The sequence below is a fragment of the Bradyrhizobium sp. Arg237L genome (genome assembly GCF_029990105.1).
Taxonomy (GTDB): domain Bacteria; phylum Pseudomonadota; class Alphaproteobacteria; order Rhizobiales; family Xanthobacteraceae; genus Bradyrhizobium.
Genome location: NZ_JAQMIL010000033.1, coordinates 14,051 through 30,854 on the forward strand (window position 1 = coordinate 14,051; position 16,804 = coordinate 30,854).

The 16,804-nt window shown below is 62.4% G+C and carries 13 protein-coding genes; 4 read left to right on the forward strand and 9 right to left on the reverse strand.

Annotation, left to right across the window (positions count from 1 at the left end):
* Positions 1 to 51 precede the first annotated feature (51 nt).
* From OZ411_RS20860 to OZ411_RS20900, 9 genes are all read right to left on the reverse strand, one after another.
* On the reverse strand, positions 52 to 1,278 hold the full coding sequence (locus OZ411_RS20860) for an ABC transporter substrate-binding protein (RefSeq protein ID WP_282529466.1): 1,227 nt from the start codon (positions 1,276 to 1,278) through the stop codon (positions 52 to 54).
* Positions 1,279 to 1,665: 387 nt separating this feature from the next.
* Positions 1,666 to 2,895, reverse strand: a complete 1,230-nt coding sequence (locus tag OZ411_RS20865; RefSeq protein WP_282529467.1) for an ABC transporter substrate-binding protein — start codon at positions 2,893 to 2,895, stop codon at positions 1,666 to 1,668.
* Positions 2,896 to 3,056: 161 nt separating this feature from the next.
* Positions 3,057 to 4,283, reverse strand: coding sequence for an ABC transporter substrate-binding protein (locus OZ411_RS20870; protein WP_282529468.1), 1,227 nt, complete (start codon positions 4,281 to 4,283; stop codon positions 3,057 to 3,059).
* A gap of 240 nt (positions 4,284 to 4,523) precedes the next feature.
* Positions 4,524 to 5,753, reverse strand: coding sequence for an ABC transporter substrate-binding protein (locus OZ411_RS20875; protein WP_282529469.1), 1,230 nt, complete (start codon positions 5,751 to 5,753; stop codon positions 4,524 to 4,526).
* A gap of 31 nt (positions 5,754 to 5,784) precedes the next feature.
* Positions 5,785 to 6,801, reverse strand: a complete 1,017-nt coding sequence (locus OZ411_RS20880) for a branched-chain amino acid ABC transporter permease (RefSeq protein ID WP_130580594.1) — start codon at positions 6,799 to 6,801, stop codon at positions 5,785 to 5,787.
* 2 nt (positions 6,802 to 6,803) lie between these two features.
* The gene (locus tag OZ411_RS20885; RefSeq protein ID WP_130580593.1) at positions 6,804 to 7,682 is read right to left on the reverse strand and encodes a branched-chain amino acid ABC transporter permease; all 879 of its coding nucleotides are present in this window, start codon (positions 7,680 to 7,682) and stop codon (positions 6,804 to 6,806) included.
* Positions 7,683 to 7,695: 13 nt separating this feature from the next.
* Entirely contained in the window at positions 7,696 to 8,409 is a 714-nt protein-coding gene (locus tag OZ411_RS20890) for an ABC transporter ATP-binding protein (protein WP_282529470.1), read from the reverse strand.
* Positions 8,406 to 9,203, reverse strand: a complete 798-nt coding sequence (locus OZ411_RS20895) for an ABC transporter ATP-binding protein (RefSeq protein WP_282529471.1) — start codon at positions 9,201 to 9,203, stop codon at positions 8,406 to 8,408. The genes OZ411_RS20890 and OZ411_RS20895 overlap by 4 nt, the downstream gene beginning before the upstream one ends.
* A gap of 72 nt (positions 9,204 to 9,275) precedes the next feature.
* The gene (locus OZ411_RS20900; RefSeq protein WP_282529472.1) at positions 9,276 to 10,139 is read right to left on the reverse strand and encodes an IclR family transcriptional regulator; all 864 of its coding nucleotides are present in this window, start codon (positions 10,137 to 10,139) and stop codon (positions 9,276 to 9,278) included.
* Between the two features lie 187 nt (positions 10,140 to 10,326).
* Between OZ411_RS20900 and OZ411_RS20905 the strand changes: the two genes are divergently transcribed.
* The 4 genes from OZ411_RS20905 (at position 10,327) to pimC (ending at position 16,743) form a co-directional block, all read left to right on the forward strand.
* Positions 10,327 to 12,423 carry a 3-hydroxyacyl-CoA dehydrogenase NAD-binding domain-containing protein gene (locus OZ411_RS20905; RefSeq protein ID WP_282529473.1) on the forward strand — a complete coding sequence of 699 codons (2,097 nt, stop codon included), beginning with the start codon at positions 10,327 to 10,329 and terminating at the stop codon, positions 12,421 to 12,423.
* Between the two features lie 120 nt (positions 12,424 to 12,543).
* The gene (gene pimA / locus OZ411_RS20910; RefSeq protein ID WP_282529474.1) at positions 12,544 to 14,238 is read left to right on the forward strand and encodes a dicarboxylate--CoA ligase PimA; all 1,695 of its coding nucleotides are present in this window, start codon (positions 12,544 to 12,546) and stop codon (positions 14,236 to 14,238) included.
* A complete protein-coding gene (locus tag OZ411_RS20915) occupies positions 14,235 to 15,422 on the forward strand; it encodes an acetyl-CoA C-acyltransferase (RefSeq protein WP_282529475.1) in 1,188 nt (395 codons plus the stop codon). Before pimA ends, OZ411_RS20915 begins: the two co-directional genes overlap by 4 nt.
* A gap of 130 nt (positions 15,423 to 15,552) precedes the next feature.
* Positions 15,553 to 16,743 carry a pimeloyl-CoA dehydrogenase large subunit gene (gene pimC / locus OZ411_RS20920; RefSeq protein ID WP_282529476.1) on the forward strand — a complete coding sequence of 397 codons (1,191 nt, stop codon included), beginning with the start codon at positions 15,553 to 15,555 and terminating at the stop codon, positions 16,741 to 16,743.
* The last annotated feature ends 61 nt before the right edge of the window (positions 16,744 to 16,804 follow it).

Sequence of the window (16,804 nt, forward strand, 5' to 3'; positions counted from 1 at the left end):
ATGTGTCGCAGGAGCTTTGCGTGCTTAACCTTGGGTAACCGCAGGAGGCTTTCAACCGCCGACGTCAGCGCTGATGACGTCGCCGAACAGCTCCCACTTGTCGCCCTTGAACTTCATGAGCTGAAGCGAGCTGATCGGAGCAAAGTCGTTTGCTCCGGTGTTGATCTTGATGCCGGGCAGCAGGACTTCGGTACGGAAATCCTTCAGGCTCGCCGCCTGCTTCATGACGTTCTCGCGCGTCAGGTTGTCGCCACACAGCTTCAGCACCTGAACCAGCGTCTGCGCCACGCCGTAGCCGACCACGGTACCGCCATCGAGCTTGTCGCCTTCCGGAAAATCCTTGGCCATGAAGGCATAGAATTCCTTCATGCCGGGATCGTTGTCCCACTGCTTGTCGGAGGCGTCCTTGAGGTAGGCGGCGGAGATGATGTCCTGGGCGTTCTCGAAGCCGGCCGGCTTGAGCACGCTGCCGACGGAAGCCGAGACGTTGTTGAGGAAGTGCAGCGGCTTCCAGCCGATCTCGGCGTTCTTCTTGATCGCCTGCGCGGCAAATTTCGGCGTGGTGATATTGATGAAGATGTCGGCGCCGGTGGCCTTGAGCTTGACCATATGGGAATCGATGGTCGGCTCGGAGGTCTCGTAGCTTTCTTCGGCAACGATCATGGTGGAGGCCTTGGAGCCGAGCCCGTCCTTCAAGCCTTTCAGATAGTCCTTGCCGTAATCGTCGTTCTGGTAGAGCACCGCGATCTTGGCGTTCGGGTAGTTCTTGAGGATGTACTTGGCGTAGATCTGGGTTTCGCTCTGGTAGCTGGGCTGCCAGCCCATGGTCCACGGAAAGTTCTGCGGATCGTTCCACTTGGTGGCGCCGGTGGCGACGAAGAGCTGCGGCACCTTCTTCGAGTTCATGTATTTCTGGATCGCGGTGTTCGGCGGCGTGCCGAGCGAATTGAAGATGAACAGCACCTCATCGCTTTCGACCAGCTTGCGCGCCTGCTCAACCGTCTTCGGCGGAGAATAGGCGTCGTCATAGGAGACGAAATTGATCTTGCGGCCGTTGATGCCGCCGGCGTCGTTGATCTTCTTGAAGTAGGCGGCCTCGGTGCGTCCGATCACGCCATAGGCGGAGGCCGGTCCGCTGTAGGGCATGATGTTGCCGACCTTGATCTCGGTATCCGACGCGCCGGGGTCGTATTTCTTCTGTGCCGACGCAGTGCCGGCAGTGGCCGCGAACAAGCCGAATGCTGCCGAAAGAATCGCAAGTTTCTTGATAACGGACATTCCGTCTCTCTCCCTTTTGGATGACATTGATGCTGTGTCATGGCTTTCTTGATCCGAAAGCTCTTGGTGTTAGCCCTATGGCTTACCATTTTGCCGACATTGCCTCAACAAAAAGCCCCTGCGGCAAAGCCGCAGGGGCTGCATCTTTAGTAGTCACGTACACGCAAGCCGCAGCAGCACGATGAGATCGGGTCGAACTGCGTCCGCGACGAACACTGCGCTCCCTCTCCCGCCTGCGCGAGAGGGTTGGGGTGAGGCTGTCTCCGCGATGGGACTCTTCGTGGGGAGAGAGCCCCACCCGCTGCGCAAGGGCGCAGCGACCTCCCCCGCAAGCGGGAGAGGTGAATGAACTCGCGGACTGACTGATTCAAGCAAATGACATCAGGATCAGCCGCCGACGTCGCCGCTCAGGATGTCGCCGAAGCGCTCCCAGGTGTCGCCCTTGAATTGCATGAGCTGCAGTTGCGACAGCGGCGCGAAATCGGTCCGCGACGTATTCACCTTGATGCCGGGCAACAGCCCGTCGAGCTCGAGGTCGCGGATGCTGGCGGCCTGCTTCATGATGTTCTCGCGGGTCAGGTTGTCGCCGCAGGCCTTCAGCACATGCGCCATGCCTTGCGCCACCGTGTAGCCGTACATCACCGAGAGGTCGGAGCGATTGGCCTCAGGATAGTATTTATCGAGGAATTCGTTCCAGGCGATCATGCCGGGATCGTTCTTCCATTGCGGATCGGTCGGATCCTTCAAGTAGTTCGACGAGATGATATCCTGCGCGTTCTCGAAGCCGGCCGGCTTGAGCACGCTGCCTACAGAGGACGAGACGTTGTTGAGGAAGTGCAACGGCTTCCAGCCGATCTCGGCGTTCTTCTTGATCGCCTGCGCCGCGAATTTCGGCGTGGTGATGTCGAAGAACACATCGGCCCCGGACGACCAGAGCTTGACGATGTGGGAGTCGATGGAGGGTTCGGAGACTTCGTAGCTTTCCTCGATCACGATCATCGAAGCCGCCTTGCTGCCGAGGCCGTCCCTGAAGCCTTTCAGGTAGTCCTTGCCGTAATCATCGTTCTGGTAGAGCACCGCGATCCTGGCGTTCGGATGGTTCTTCAGGATGTACCTGGCGTAGATGATCGACTTGCTCTGGTAATTGGGCTGCCAGCCCATGGTCCAGGGGAAATCTTTCGGATCGTTCCACTTGGTGGCGCCGGTGGCGACGAAGAGCTGCGGCACCTTCTTCTGGTTCATGTATTTCTGGATCGCCGAGTTCGGCGGCGTGCCGAGCGAATTAAAGATGAAGAGCACCTCGTCGCTCTCGACCAGCTTGCGCGCCTGCTCCACCGTCTTCGGCGGAGAGTAGGCGTCGTCATAGGAGATGAAGTTGATCTTGCGGCCGTTGATGCCGCCCTCGGCATTGATCTTGTTGAAATAGGCCGCCTCCGTCTTGCCGATCACGCCATAAGCGGAGGCCGGTCCGCTGTAGGGCATGATGTTGCCGATCTTGATCTCGGTGTCGGTGGCGCCGACGTCGTATGCCTTCTGGGCAAGCGCGTGGCCGCTGCTCACGGCCAGCAATGCGACGGCGGCCGCAAAGGCCCCCAGCCGCAAATGGATGGCAGACATTGGGATCTCCTTGGGATCATGGTGGACGTGTCATGTTTTTTGGATTGGGAGCACTTTCCGGCTCCTGCCGGCATTGAATACCTTCCACCTGGTCCCGGCAACAAAAAGCCCCCGCGATGGAATCGCGGGGGCTGCAAACGGCGGATGCCGCCGCGGCTCCCTCAATGCCCGAGCGCGCCGCTCATGATGCGGCCGAACAACTCCCACTTGTCTCCCTTGAAGCGCATCATCTGCAGTTGCTTGATGGGCGCGAAGTCGGTCGGCGATGTGTTGATGGTGATGCCGGGCAGCAGCGTGTCGGGCGCAAACTCCCTCAGGCTCGCGGCCTGCTTCATGATGTTGGCACGGGTGAGATCGTCGCCGCACATCTGCAGCACCTTCACCATGGTTTGCGCCGCGCCATAGCCATAGACCGCCGCGTCGTCGCGCCGATCGGCTTCCGGATAATATTCCTGAAGGAACGCAAAGAATCGCTTCATGCCGGGATCGTTGTCCCATTGCGGGTCGGCGCCATCCTTGGCATAGGCCGCCGACAGGACGCCCTGCACATTCTCAAAGCCGGCCGGCTTCATCGCACCGCCGACGGAAGCGGAGACATTGGACACGATCTGCACCGGCTTCCAGTTGAGTTCCGCGACGTTCTTCATCGCCTGAGCTGCGAATTTCGGCATGGCGACGTTGATGAAGACGTCGACGCCGGCGGCCTTCAGCTTGACGATGTGGCTCTCCATCGACGGCTCTGACGTCTCGTAGCTCTCTTCGGCGACGATCATCGCCGCCTTCTCGCCGAATCCGTCCCTCAAGCCCCTGAGGTAGTCCTTGCCGAAATCGTCGTTCTGATAGAGCACGCCGACCTTGGCGTCCGGCCTCTCTTTCATGATGTATTTGGCATAGATGCGCGCCTCGCTCTGGTAGTTCGGCTGCCAGCCCATCGTCCACGGAAACTCTTTTGGCTGGTCCCACTTGCTGGCGCCGGAGGCGACGAAGAGCTGCGGCACTCCCTTGCCGTTCATGTATTTCTGGATCGCGAGGTTGGTGACCGTGCCGAGCGAGTTGAAGATCAGAAGCACTTTATCGCTCTCCACGAGCTTGCGCGCCTGCTCCACCGTCTTCGACGGGTTGTAGCCGTCGTCGTAGCTGAGAAAAACGATCTTGCGACCGTTGATGCCGCCCTCGGCGTTGACCTTGTTGAAATAGGCAGCCTCGGTCTTGCCGATCACGCCATAGCCGGAAGCCGGTCCGCTATAGGGCATGATGTTGCCTATTCTGATCTCGGTGTCGCTGGCGCCGGTATCGTACTTCTTCTGGGCGAGCGCACCGCCGGTGGTGGCGATGATCAGGGCGAGCACGGCTGAAAGGGCAGTCAATCGCAAAGGCACGGCAGTCATTCGTTTCCTTCATCCTCGAGATCATGATCCGATTAGACGGAATCGGATCATGATCTCATCTCTTTGTTTGAGCATGATCTTTTCGGAAAACCGGTTCCCACTTTTCCGGATCATGCTCTGGTGGATGCGTTTCTTGGAACCCCCACGGCGGGCATTGAATGCGGTTCTCGCACCGTCCGTCAACAAAAAGCCCCACGGCTTGCGCCGCGGGGCTTTGCGCTGGTCTCTTGCACTGCAACCTCAGTCGGCGGGGACGTCGCCGCTGATGATTTCGCCGAACAGTTCCCATTTCTGTCCCTTGAAGCGCATCATCTGAAGCTGGCTGATCGGGGCAAAGTCGGTGGCGCTGGTGTTGATCTTGACGCCGGGCAGCAGCGTGTCAGGCGTAAAATCCTTCAGGCTGGCGGCCCGTTTCATCACGTTGGCCCGGGTGAGATCGTCGCCGCACATCTCCAGCACCTTCGCCAGGGTTTGTGCAGCGCCGTAGCCGTAAACCAGACCGCTCTCGGTCTTGTCGGCACCCGGCATGTACTTGTCGAGGAATTCATTCCACTTTTTCATGCCGGGATCGTTGTTCCATTGCGGGTCGCTGCCGTCCTTGGCGTAGGCCGCCGAGAACACGCCCTGGGCGTTCTCAAATCCCGCCGGCTGCATCACGCTGCCGACCGAGATTGAGACGTTGGTGACGATCTGCAACGGCTTCCAGCCGAGTTCGGCGGTCTTCTTGATGGTCTGGGCGGCGAATTTCGGCGTGGCGTAGATCAGCAGCACGTCCGGATTGGCGGCCTTGATCTTGACGATGTGGGAATCGATCGTCGGCTCGGAGATCTCGTAGCTCTCCTCGAGGATGATCATCGAGGCACCCTTGGCGCCGAGGCCGTCCTTGGTGCCCTTGAGGTAATCCTTACCGAAATCGTCGTTCTGGTAGAGGATCGCGACCTTGGCGTCCGGCTTCTCCTTCATCAGCCATTTCGCGTAGATGTGCGCTTCGCTCTGGTAGCTCGGCTGCCAGCCTATGGTCCAAGGGAAGTTCTTCGGGTCGTTCCACTTGGTCGCGCCGGTGGCGACGAACAGTTGCGGGATCTTCTTGGAGTTGAGGTATTTCTGGATCGCGGTGTTCGAGGGCGTGCCGAGCGGATTGAAGACGACAAGGACTTCGTCGCTCTCGACCAGCTTGCGTACCTGCTCGACCGCCTTCGGCGGCGAGTAGGCGTCGTCATAAGTAATGAAATTGACCTTGCGGCCGTTGATGCCGCCCTGATCGTTGATCATCCGGAAATAGGCGGCCTCGGTCTTGCCGATGCTGCCATAGGCGGATGCGGGTCCGCTATAGGGGATGATGTTGCCGACCTTGATCTCGGTGTCGGAGGCGCCGGTATCATATGTCTTCTGGGCGAAGGCACTGCCGGAAGCGGCAGCAAAAGCGATGACCGCCGCCGAAAGCACGGCGGTCCGTGGTTTGAAGGGCATTGTCTCTCCTAAAGTCTCTTTTCTTGGTTCTTCAGTTCTTCTTGAGTTTCGCCGCCAGTTGCTGGGCAATGAGGGCGACCTGCCGGGCGCCATGCGGCACCAGGTAGATGACGAGGAACAGGAGCACGCCGAACACGGCGCCGGAGAGACCCTTGGAAATGCCTTCCGCAATATTCGGCACGAAGATGATGAACGCGGAGCCGACGATCGAACCCGGCAGCCAGCCGACGCCGCCGACCACCATGCCGACGAACAGCGAGATCGCGAGCGTGATGGTGTAGCCGTCAGGCGCCACGAACTGCACCGCGATCGCGCCGAGGCCGCCGGCGATGCCGGTGATCCCGGCACTCACGCCGAATGCCAGTGTCTTGTACAGCGCGACGTTAACGCCCATGGCGGAGGCCGCGATCTCGTTGTCGCGGATCGACATGAGGGCGCGGCCCGAGCGCGAGCGCAACAGGTTCACCGAGGCGACATAGATCCCGATCGAGACCGCCAGTGTGAAGTAATAGAGCCACATGTCCTGTGACAACGGCAGGCCGAATGGCGCATCCGGCTTGGTCACCACAAGGCCCTGCACGCCGCCGGTCCAGTGCTCGAGGAAGCCGAGCTTGAGGAGCTGCGGCATGGCGAGCGCCAGAGCAAAGGTCGCGAGCGCGAGGTAGATGCCAGACAGCCGCAGCGCCGGCTGGCCGAACAGGAAACCCGCACCGAAGCAGACGACGCCCGCGACCGGCAGGGTCAGCGCGTAGTTGACGTTGAAGTGCTCCATCAGGATCGCCGTGACATAGGCGCCGATGGCATAGAACGCGCTCTGGCCGAGCGAGAACTGCCCGCTGCCGCCGGTCAGGATGTTGAGCGCCAGCACCGCGAGGGCGTAGATCAGGAGCATCGTCATCTGGAAGATGACGAAGTTCTTGACGAACAAGGGCGTCAGGATCAGGGCCGCCAGCACCACCAGCGAGGTGCCGTAGCCGAGCGTCATGGCACGCTTCGGAACCGCCTCGACGGCCGGGGCTTCGGTTACAACTTCTTCAGCCGCGCTCATGATCAGACTCGCTTCACGATGGGCCGGCCAAACAGCCCGGCCGGTTTGACGACCAACACGGTGATGATCAGCGCAAGCGCGATCGGCAGCTTGAGCTCGTTGCCGACGCCTGGAATGTAGGTGCCGGCAAGGTTCTCGAACACGCCGACCAGGAAGCCGCCGATCACGGCGCCGAGCGGCGAGCTAAGGCCGCCGAGCACCGCGGAGGCGAAACCGTAGATCAGGACGCCGCCCATCATATTCGGCTCCAGGAACACCACCGGGGCGATCAGCATGCCGGCGATCGCGCCGATGGCGGAGGCCATGCCCCAGCCGAGCGCGATCATCCATGAGGTGTTGATGCCGACCAGCCGCGCCGATTCAGGCAACGAGGCAGCCGCCCGCATCGCAAGGCCAATGCGGGTGAACTGGAAGAAGAAATAGAGCCCGGCGAGCAGCAGCAGGGTGACGCCGACCATGCCGGCCTGGTGGGTCGAGATAAGCTGGCTGCCGAGGAACGGCGAGGAGCCGAACGGCGTCGGATATTGCTTGATGGTGAAATCCCAGATCAGGCCCGCGACCGAGTTGACGATCGCAAACAGCGCGATGAAGCCGGCGACGTTGGTCAAGACCGGCGCCTTCGCCAAGGGCTTGAACAACAGCCGCTCGATCAGGATGCCACCGGCGAAGGAAAGGATGACGGTGAGGATGAACGCCCCCCAATAGGGCACGCCCCATTGCATCATCTGCCAGGACATGAAAGTCGAGAACATCGCCATTTCGCCTTGCGCGAAATTGAGATGGTCAATCGCCTGGTAGATCATCACGACGGCGAGCGCCATGCAGGCGTAGATCGCGCCTGTGGCGATGCCGGCCAGGACTTGGTTGGCAAAAAGCTCCATGGTCCTCGCTCCCTCAGTAACCCAGATAGGATTTACGGACGTCTTCGTTGTTGGCGACGTCCTTGGCGTTGCCGGACATCACGATGCGTCCGGTTTCGATCACATAGGCCTGATCCGCGAGCTCGAGCGCGAGCTGCGCGTTCTGCTCGACCACCAGGATGGTGACTTTGTCCTCGCGGTTGATCTTGCCGAGGATGCGGAACAGGTCGCGCACCACCAGCGGCGCCAGGCCGAACGACGGCTCGTCCAAGAGCATCAGCCGCGGCCGCAGCATCAGCGCGCGCGCGACGGCAAGCATCTGCTGCTCGCCGCCCGACAGCGTGCCGGCCTGCTGGGTGTAGCGCTGCTTGAGCACCGGGAAGTGGTCGTACATGCGCTCGATGTCGGCGACGATGTTCTTCTTGTCGCCGCGCGTGATGGCGCCGAGCTGCAGATTCTCCTCCACCGTCATGTTGGTGAAGGTGCCGCGGCCCTGCGGCACATGGGCGATGCCGAGGCGGACGACGTTCTCGGTCGAACGATTGCCGATCGGCTTGCCCTCGAATTCGACCGCGCCGGTCGAGCGCACCATGTTGCAGATCGCCCGCAGCGTGGTGGTCTTGCCGGCGCCGTTGGCCCCGAGCAGCGTGGTGAGCGAACCTTCGTTCAGGGAGAAGCTGAGGCCGTGAAGCGCCTGGACCTGGCCGTAGTAGGCGCGCAGATCCTTGACGTTGAGCATCGTCGTCATTGGTCCTTGCTCCCGAGATAGGCCTTGATGACGTCGGGGTCGGCCTGGACCTGGCTAGGGGTTCCCTCCGCGAGCTTGCGGCCGAAATTGAGCGCGACGACATGGTCGGCGGTCGACATCACCATGCCCATGTGGTGCTCGACCAGGAGCACGGTGATCTTGCGCTCGTCGCGGATCTTGCGGACGAGGTCGCCGAGCACATAGACCTCTTCATGGTTGAGGCCACCGGCCGGCTCGTCCAACAAAAGGATCTTCGGATCGGCCGCGAGCGCGCGCGCCAGTTCGACGCGCTTCTGGGTGCCGAACGGCAGGCCCGAAACGATGCTGTGCGCGACGTCCTCGAGGTCGAGATAGGCCAGGATATCGTGCACCTTCTTGTTGACCGAAGCCTCGGTGCGCCTGATCCAGGCGAGCTTGAGCGAGTCGCTGATGATGTCGCTGGACGTGCGCGCGTGCGTCCCGACGCGGACATTGTCGAGCACCGAGAGATTGGGAAACAGCGCCACGTTCTGGAAGGTGCGACCGATGCCGATCTCGGCGATCTTGTGCGGCGGGCGGCTAAGGATGCTCGCGCCTTCCATCAGGATGTCGCCGGAGCTCGGCTGATAGAGCCGTGAGAGGCAATTGAAGAGCGTCGTCTTGCCGGCGCCGTTCGGTCCGATCAGTCCCAGGATCTGGCCCTGATGCATGTCGAAGGAGACGCCGTTCAACGCGACGATGCCGCCGAACACGACGCTGACGTCGCGAACCGCGAGCAGTGGCGCATGACCCTGCGCGAGTTGTGCCTGCGTCATCTCGTCTCGCCCGCCCGCTTGAGAGGGCGGAGAGCGCCGCGCGAATGATCGCGCCGGCGATGAAGAAGGCTGTCAGATGCCCTCGGCCACACGTGCAACTTTCCCTCCTGATCTCGACTTTTTGCTTTCAGCTTTTCTGGATTGCGGCGCTACCCCACCAAGCGCCTGCTCGATGTTCCTTACCATCGCGACAAGGCGAGGTCCAATATCGTCGAGCAACCGGTCTTCCGTAAAGCGGAATGCCGGCGCGCCGCAATTGAACGCATACGGACCGGTTCCGTCATTAAGCTGCAATGCGACGCCGACGGCGTGAACATCGTCCTGCCATTCGCCAGCAGAAATTGCAAAACCGCGCTTCGCTACCAATTCGCCCGAGCGCTCGATGCCGTCGCGTATCTTTGGCCAGCGGCTGCCGTAGTGGTCTCGAAGCTCGCGCAGCAAAGCGGCACGCTCATCGTCCGGCAGCGCCCAGATATAGGCGCGCCCCATCGCGGTGGTCGCTATTGGTATCCGCGAACCGACATCGAGCTGAACGCCGAGCGTCAGTCCATTCCGACTCTGTCCGAAATAGATCATGCTGAGCCGGTCGCGCCCGCCTACCGCAACCGCACCGCCCGTCTCGCGCATCACGTCCTCGCGATAGGGCTCGGACAAATGCCGGACGCCGAGATTGGCAAGCGCGGCATAACCCAGCGCCATGGCAGAGGGCGCGAGCTGGTACTTCTCGAAACGCGGCACGGGTGTAAGGTAACCGAGCTTGGTCAACGTGTAGGTCAACCGTGAAATGGTTGGCTTCGGCAAATTGGTGCGGGCCGCAATCTCCTGATTGCCGAGAAGCCCGTCATTGGGACGGAATGCGCGCAGGACTTCCAATCCACGGGAAAGCGCGACCACAAAATTGCGATCGGTCGCCGCCTTCTTTCCTGAACGCTTCATTCCCTGTCACTTTGTCGATCTCGTTGACAAGGGACGTGCTTCAAAATAACCCTCCCTGTCAAGATGTGGAATTTAATTTCGCAGTGCGAAATTAGCCACTAAACGCAAGAACTGCAAGAACGCCTTGCAAAAGAACACACTGCAAAAGAACTCACTGCAAAAGAACACAGCATCCAAGGAGAGTCTCGTGAGCGAAGTCGTAAAACTCGAGCGGCATGACATCATTGGCATCGTCACGGTTAACAATCCTCCGGTCAACGCGCTGAGTGCCGCAGTACGCGGCGGCATCCTGGAATGCATCAAGAGCGCGATTGCCGATGCCGAAGTGAAGGCGATCGTGCTGACCTGCGCCGGCCGCACCTTCATCGCCGGCGCCGACATCACCGAATTCGGCAAGCCGCCGAAGCCGCCCGGCCTCAACGAGGTGCTGGAGGTGATGGAGAATTCACCGAAGCCGATCGTTGCCGCGATCCACGGCACCGCGCTCGGCGGCGGCCTCGAGGTCGCTCTGGCATGCCACTATCGCGTGGCGACCAAGGACGCCCGGCTCGGCCTGCCCGAAGTCAAGCTCGGCCTGTTGCCGGGCGCCGGCGGCACCCAGCGGCTGCCGCGCGCGGTCGGACCGGAACTTGCGGTCAAGATGATCGTCGGCGGTGATCCGATCGGCGCCGCGGAAGCGCTCAAGAGCGGGTTGATCGAAGAGATCGTCGAGGGACCGGCCGCCGGCGGCGAAGCCTTCGCGCTCAAGGTGCTGGCGGAGAAACGCCCGTTGCGAAAGTTGCGCGACGACGACTCCAAGCTCGCTGCGGCCAAGGCCGACCGTTCGATCTTCACCAATGCGGTCGCCGCACTGACCAAGCGCGCACGCGGCCTGGAAGCGCCGTTCGCCGCCGCCGACGCGGTCGGTGCTGCGATCGACCTTCCGTTCGATGAGGGGCTGAAGAAGGAGCGCGAGACCTTCCTGAAGCTGGTCGCCAGCGACCAGTCCAAGGCGCAGCGCTATGCCTTCTTTGCCGAACGCGAAGCCGCGAAGATCGCTGGTGTACCAGATGGCACGAAGTCGCGGCCGGTCGAGCGTGTCGCGATCATCGGCGCCGGCACCATGGGCGGCGGCATCGCGATGTCGTTTGCCAATGCCGGCATTCCTGTGACGCTGATCGAGACCAGCGAGGAGCAGCTCAAGCGCGGCCTGGGCGTGATGCAGAAGAACTATGAGGCGACAGCGGCCCGTGGTGGTATCCCAGCAGATGCGCCCGCCAAGCGGATGGCGCTCATCACCGGCGTCGTCGGCCTCGAGAATGTCAAGGACGCCGACCTCGTCATCGAGGCGGTGTTCGAGACCATGGCGGTCAAGAAGGAAGTGTTCGGCAAGCTCGATCAATATGCCAAGCCGGGCGCCGTGCTCGCCTCCAACACGTCCTACCTGAACATCGACGACATCGCGAAGGAGACCAAGCGGCCGCAGGACGTGCTGGGCATGCACTTCTTCTCGCCCGCGAACGTCATGAAGCTCTGCGAGATCGTCCGCGCCGAGAAGACCGCCCCCGACGCGTTGGTTACCGCAGTCTCGATCGCGCGCAAAATTGCAAAAGTGCCGGCCGTGGTCGGCGTCTGCGATGGCTTCGTCGGCAACCGTATGCTGGCCCAGCGCGGCAAGCAGGCGGAAAAGCTGCTGTTCGAAGGCGCGCTCCCACAGCAGGTCGATGCCGTGGTGACCAAGTTCGGCATGCCGATGGGCCCGTTCGCGATGGGCGACCTCGCCGGCCTCGACATCGGCTGGCGCTCGCGCAAGGACCGCGGCATCAAGTCGGAGATCGCGGACGCGCTGTGCGAGGCCGGCCGCTTTGGCCAGAAGACCGGCAAGGGCTATTACAAGTACGAGGCGGGCTCTCGCGCGGCACTGCCCGATCCGGAAGTCGAGAAGCTGATTGACGAGACGCTCGCGCGCCTCGGCCGCAAGAAGCGCGTCGTCAGCGACGACGAGATCCTCGAGCGCATGATGTACCCGATGATCAACGAGGGTGCGCGCATCCTGGAGGAGGGCATCGCGGCGCGGCCTTCCGACATCGACGTGGTCTGGCTCTATGGCTATGGCTGGCCGATCTACCGCGGCGGCCCGATGTTCTGGGCCGACACGGTGGGCCTGAAGCACATCGCCGATCGCCTCGCCTTCTATGCCAAGGAGACCAACGATCCCTCGCTCGAGCCGGCGCCGCTGCTCAAGCGCCTCGCCGACGAAGGCAAGACGTTTGCTTCGCTCGCCGCGGCGTCGAAGGCGGCTTGATGGGCCGTGTGCTCACTCGTTGTCGTTCCGGGGCGCGCGCAGCGCGAACCCGGAACCTCGAGATTCCGGGTTCGCGACTTCGTCGCGCCCCGGAATGACGGCGTATCTGGCTGGAGCATCATGACCCATCCCGGCGAACAGTTTTATCCGAAGGGCGTGCATTGGGACGACCCGATCGCGCGCGGCACATTGCCTGATTTGCTGTCGACCGCCGCCGCAGCCTACGGCCCGCGGACGGTGATCGAATTCCGCAACCGGCCGATCACGTATGCCGAGCTGGAAGCGCTGGTCGAAACCGCGGCTTCCGCGTTCCTGCAGGCCGGCTACGGCAGGGACACGTCGGTGGCGCTGTTCCTGGGCAATACGCCCGACCATCCCATCAACTTCTTCGGCGCGCTGAAGGCCGGTGCCCGCGTCGTGCATCTCTCGCCGCTCGACGGCGAGATCGCGCTCTCGCACAAGCTCTCGGATTCCGGCGCCCGCATCCTTATCACCAGCAACCTCTCGGCACTGTTGCCGACGGCGCTGAAGTTCCTCGACAAGGGCCTCCTCGATCGGCTGATCGTCTGCGAGGACGATCATTGGGGCAAGGTCGGCACACCCCAGACCGCGCTGCCCGACAATCCCGCCATCATCACCTATCGCCAGTTCGTCGACGGCGCGACCAGGGCGGCCAAATGGCCTGAGGTCAGCGCCGACGACGTCGCGCTGCTGCAATATACCGGCGGCACCACCGGCCTGCCGAAGGGCGCGATGCTGAGCCACGGCAACCTGACTGCAGCCGTGTCGATCTATGAAGTCTGGGGCAAGGCGGCCCGCGCGGAGCGCGACGCGATCGAGCGCGTGATCTGCGTGCTGCCGCTGTTCCACATCTATGCGCTGACGGTCGTGCTGCTGTCCTCGATCCGGCACGGCCATCTGATCTCGCTGCACCAGCGCTTCGACGTCCAGGCCGTGATGCGCGACATCGAGGAGAAGCGCGCCACCGTGTTCCCCGGCGTACCCACGATGTGGATCGCGATCGCCGCCCTGCCCGATCTCGACAAACGCGACCTATCCTCGCTGGTGAGCTGCGGTTCCGGCGGCGCGCCGCTGCCGGTGGAAGTCGCCAAGATCTTCGAGCGCCGCGTCGGCATGAAGCTGCGCAGCGGCTGGGGCATGACGGAGACTTGTTCCCCGGGGACCGGTCATGTGAAGGAAGGGCCGGACAAGCCCGGCTCGATCGGCCTGATGCTGCCGGGCATCGAGCTCGATGTGGTCTCGCTGGATGATCCGAAGCAGGTCTTGCCCGTGGGCGAAGTCGGCGAGATTCGGATTCGCGGACCGAATGTCACCAAAGGCTACTGGAACCGGCCGAAGGAAACCGCCGAAGCCTTTGTCGGCGACCGTTTCCTCACCGGCGACATCGGCTACATCGATGCGGACGGCTACTTCTATCTGGTCGACCGCAAGAAGGACATGATCATCTCCGGCGGCTTCAACGTCTATCCGCAGATGATCGAGCAGGCGATCTATACGCATCCTGCCGTGCAGGAAGTGATCGTGATCGGCATCCCCGACGACTACCGCGGCGAGGCTGCGAAAGCCTTCGTCAAGCTGCGCGACGGAGCGGCACCGTTCACGATCGACGATCTGCGCAGCTTCCTCACCGGCAAGCTCGGCAAGCATGAATTGCCTTCGGCGCTCGAATTCGTCGAGGAATTGCCGCGCACGCCGGTCGGAAAACTTTCCCGCCACGAATTGCGCCAGCAGCGGACCGCTCCGGACAGCGCAGCGAAACAACAACCAGAAACCGCAACAGGAGGTCGTTCATGACCGACGCCGTTATCGTCTCCACCGCCCGCACGCCGATCGGCAAGGCCTATCGCGGCGCGCTCAACGTCACCGAAGGCGCAACCCTGCTTGGACATGCCATCGGCGAAGCGGTTGCGCGCGCCAAGGTCGACCCGAAGGAGATCGAGGACGTCGTGATGGGCGCGGCCCTGCAGCAGGGCGCAACCGGCGGCAACATCGCGCGCAAGGCGCTGCTCCGCGCCGGCCTTCCGGTGACCGTCGCCGGCACCACCATCGACCGGCAATGTGCCTCGGGCCTGCAGGCGATCGCGCTTGCCGCGCGCTCGGTGCTGTTTGACGGCGTCGAGATCGCGGTCGGCGGCGGTGGTGAATCGATCAGCCTGGTGCAGAACGACAAGATCAATACGTTTCACGCGCAGGACCCGGCGCTCCTGAAGATCAAGGGCGAGGTCTACATGCCCATGATCGACACCGCCGAAGTGGTCGCCAAACGCTACAACATCTCGCGCGAGAAGCAGGACGAATATTCGCTGGAGAGCCAGCGCCGCACCGCAGCCGCCCAGCAGGGCGGCAAGTTCAAGGACGAGCTGGCGCCGATCACCACCCAGATGGCGGTGACCGACAAGGCGACCGGCGCGGTCTCGTTCAAGGAGGTGACGCTGTCGCAGGATGAGGGTCCGCGGCCCGACACCACGGCCGAAGGCCTTGCCGGCCTGAAGCCGGTGCGCGGCGAAGGTTTTACCATCACCGCCGGCAACGCCAGCCAGCTTTCCGATGGCGCCAGTGCGACCGTCATCATGAGCGACAAGGAAGCGGCCAAGCGCGGCTTGACGCCGCTCGGCATCTTCCGTGGTTTCGTCTCCGCCGGCTGCGAGCCCGACGAGATGGGGATCGGCCCGGTCTTCGCCGTGCCGCGCCTGCTCAAGCGCCATGGCCTGAAGGTCGAGGACATCGACCTCTGGGAGCTCAACGAGGCCTTCGCGGTGCAGGTGCTCTATTGCCGCGACAAGCTCGGCATCGATCCGGAGAAGCTCAACGTCAATGGCGGCGCGATCGCGGTCGGCCATCCCTACGGCATGTCGGGCGCCCGGCTGACGGGCCACGCCCTGATCGAAGGCCGCCGCCGCAAGGCGAAATATGCTGTCGTGACCATGTGCGTCGGCGGCGGCATGGGCGCGGCCGGCTTGTTCGAGGTGGTGCACTAAGGCTCATTGCGTCATTCCGGACGGGCGCGAAGCGGCCGATCCGGAATCCAGAGGTTTGTTACTTCGAGATTCCGGGTTCGCGCTAACGCGCGCCCCGGAATGACAGATAATTCATCACAAGGAGGATCCGATGGATCTCGCTTTCACCAAGGAAGAAGTGGCATTTCGCGAGGAAGTGCGGGCGTTCTTCAGGGACAATGTGCCGCCGGACACGCGGCGGAAGATGCAGGAGGGCCGTCACCTCTCCAAGGATGAGATGGTCACCTGGTGGCGCATCCTGAACAAGAAGGGTTGGGGTGTCTCGCACTGGCCGAAGGAATATGGCGGCACCGGCTGGACATCCGTGCAGCACTACATCTTCAACGAGGAGCTGCAAGCCTATCCGGCGCCGCAGCCGCTCGCCTTCGGCGTCAGCATGGTCGGCCCGGTCATCTACACCTTCGGCAACGAGGCGCAGAAGAAGCAGTATTTGCCGCGCATCGCCAGTGTCGACGACTGGTGGTGCCAGGGTTTCTCGGAGCCCGGCTCGGGTTCGGACCTCGCCTCGCTCCGCACCAAGGCCGAGCGCAAGGGCGACAAGTGGATCATCAACGGCCAGAAGACCTGGACCACGCTGGCGCAGCATGCCGACATGATCTTCTGCCTGTGCCGCACCGATCCCAGCGCCAAGAAGCAGATGGGCATCTCCTTCATCGTGTTCAGCATGAAGTCGAAGGGCGTCACCGTTCGGCCGATCCAGACCATCGATGGCGGCTGTGAAGTCAACGAAGTGTTCTTCGACAATGTCGAGGTTCCGATCGAGAACCTGATCGGCGAGGAGAACAAGGGCTGGGACTACGCCAAATTCCTGCTCGGCAACGAGCGCACCGGTATTGCGCGGGTCGGCGTCTCCAAGGAGCGGCTGCGCCGCATCAAGGAACTCGCCTCCAAGGTCGAATCCGGGGGCCGGCCGGTGATCCAGGATCCGACCTTCCGCGAAAAACTCTCGGCCTGCGAGATCGAGCTGAAGGCGCTGGAATTGACCCAGCTTCGCGTCGTCGCCGACGAAGGCAAGCATGGCAAGGGCAAGCCCAACCCGGCATCGTCGGTGCTCAAGATCAAGGGCTCGGAGATCCAGCAGACCACGACAGAGCTGTTGATGGAAGTGATCGGCCCGTTCGCCGCGCCCTATGACGTGCATGGCGACGACGGCTCGAACGAGGCCATGGATTGGACCGCCCAGATCGCGCCGAGCTACTTCAACAACCGCAAGGTCTCGATCTACGGCGGCTCCAACGAGATCCAGCGCAACATCATCGCCAAGGCGGTGCTGGGGCTTTGAGTTGACGACTCTTGCGGTCACACACGCTGGCGTCATGGCCGGGCTTGACCCGGCCATCCAC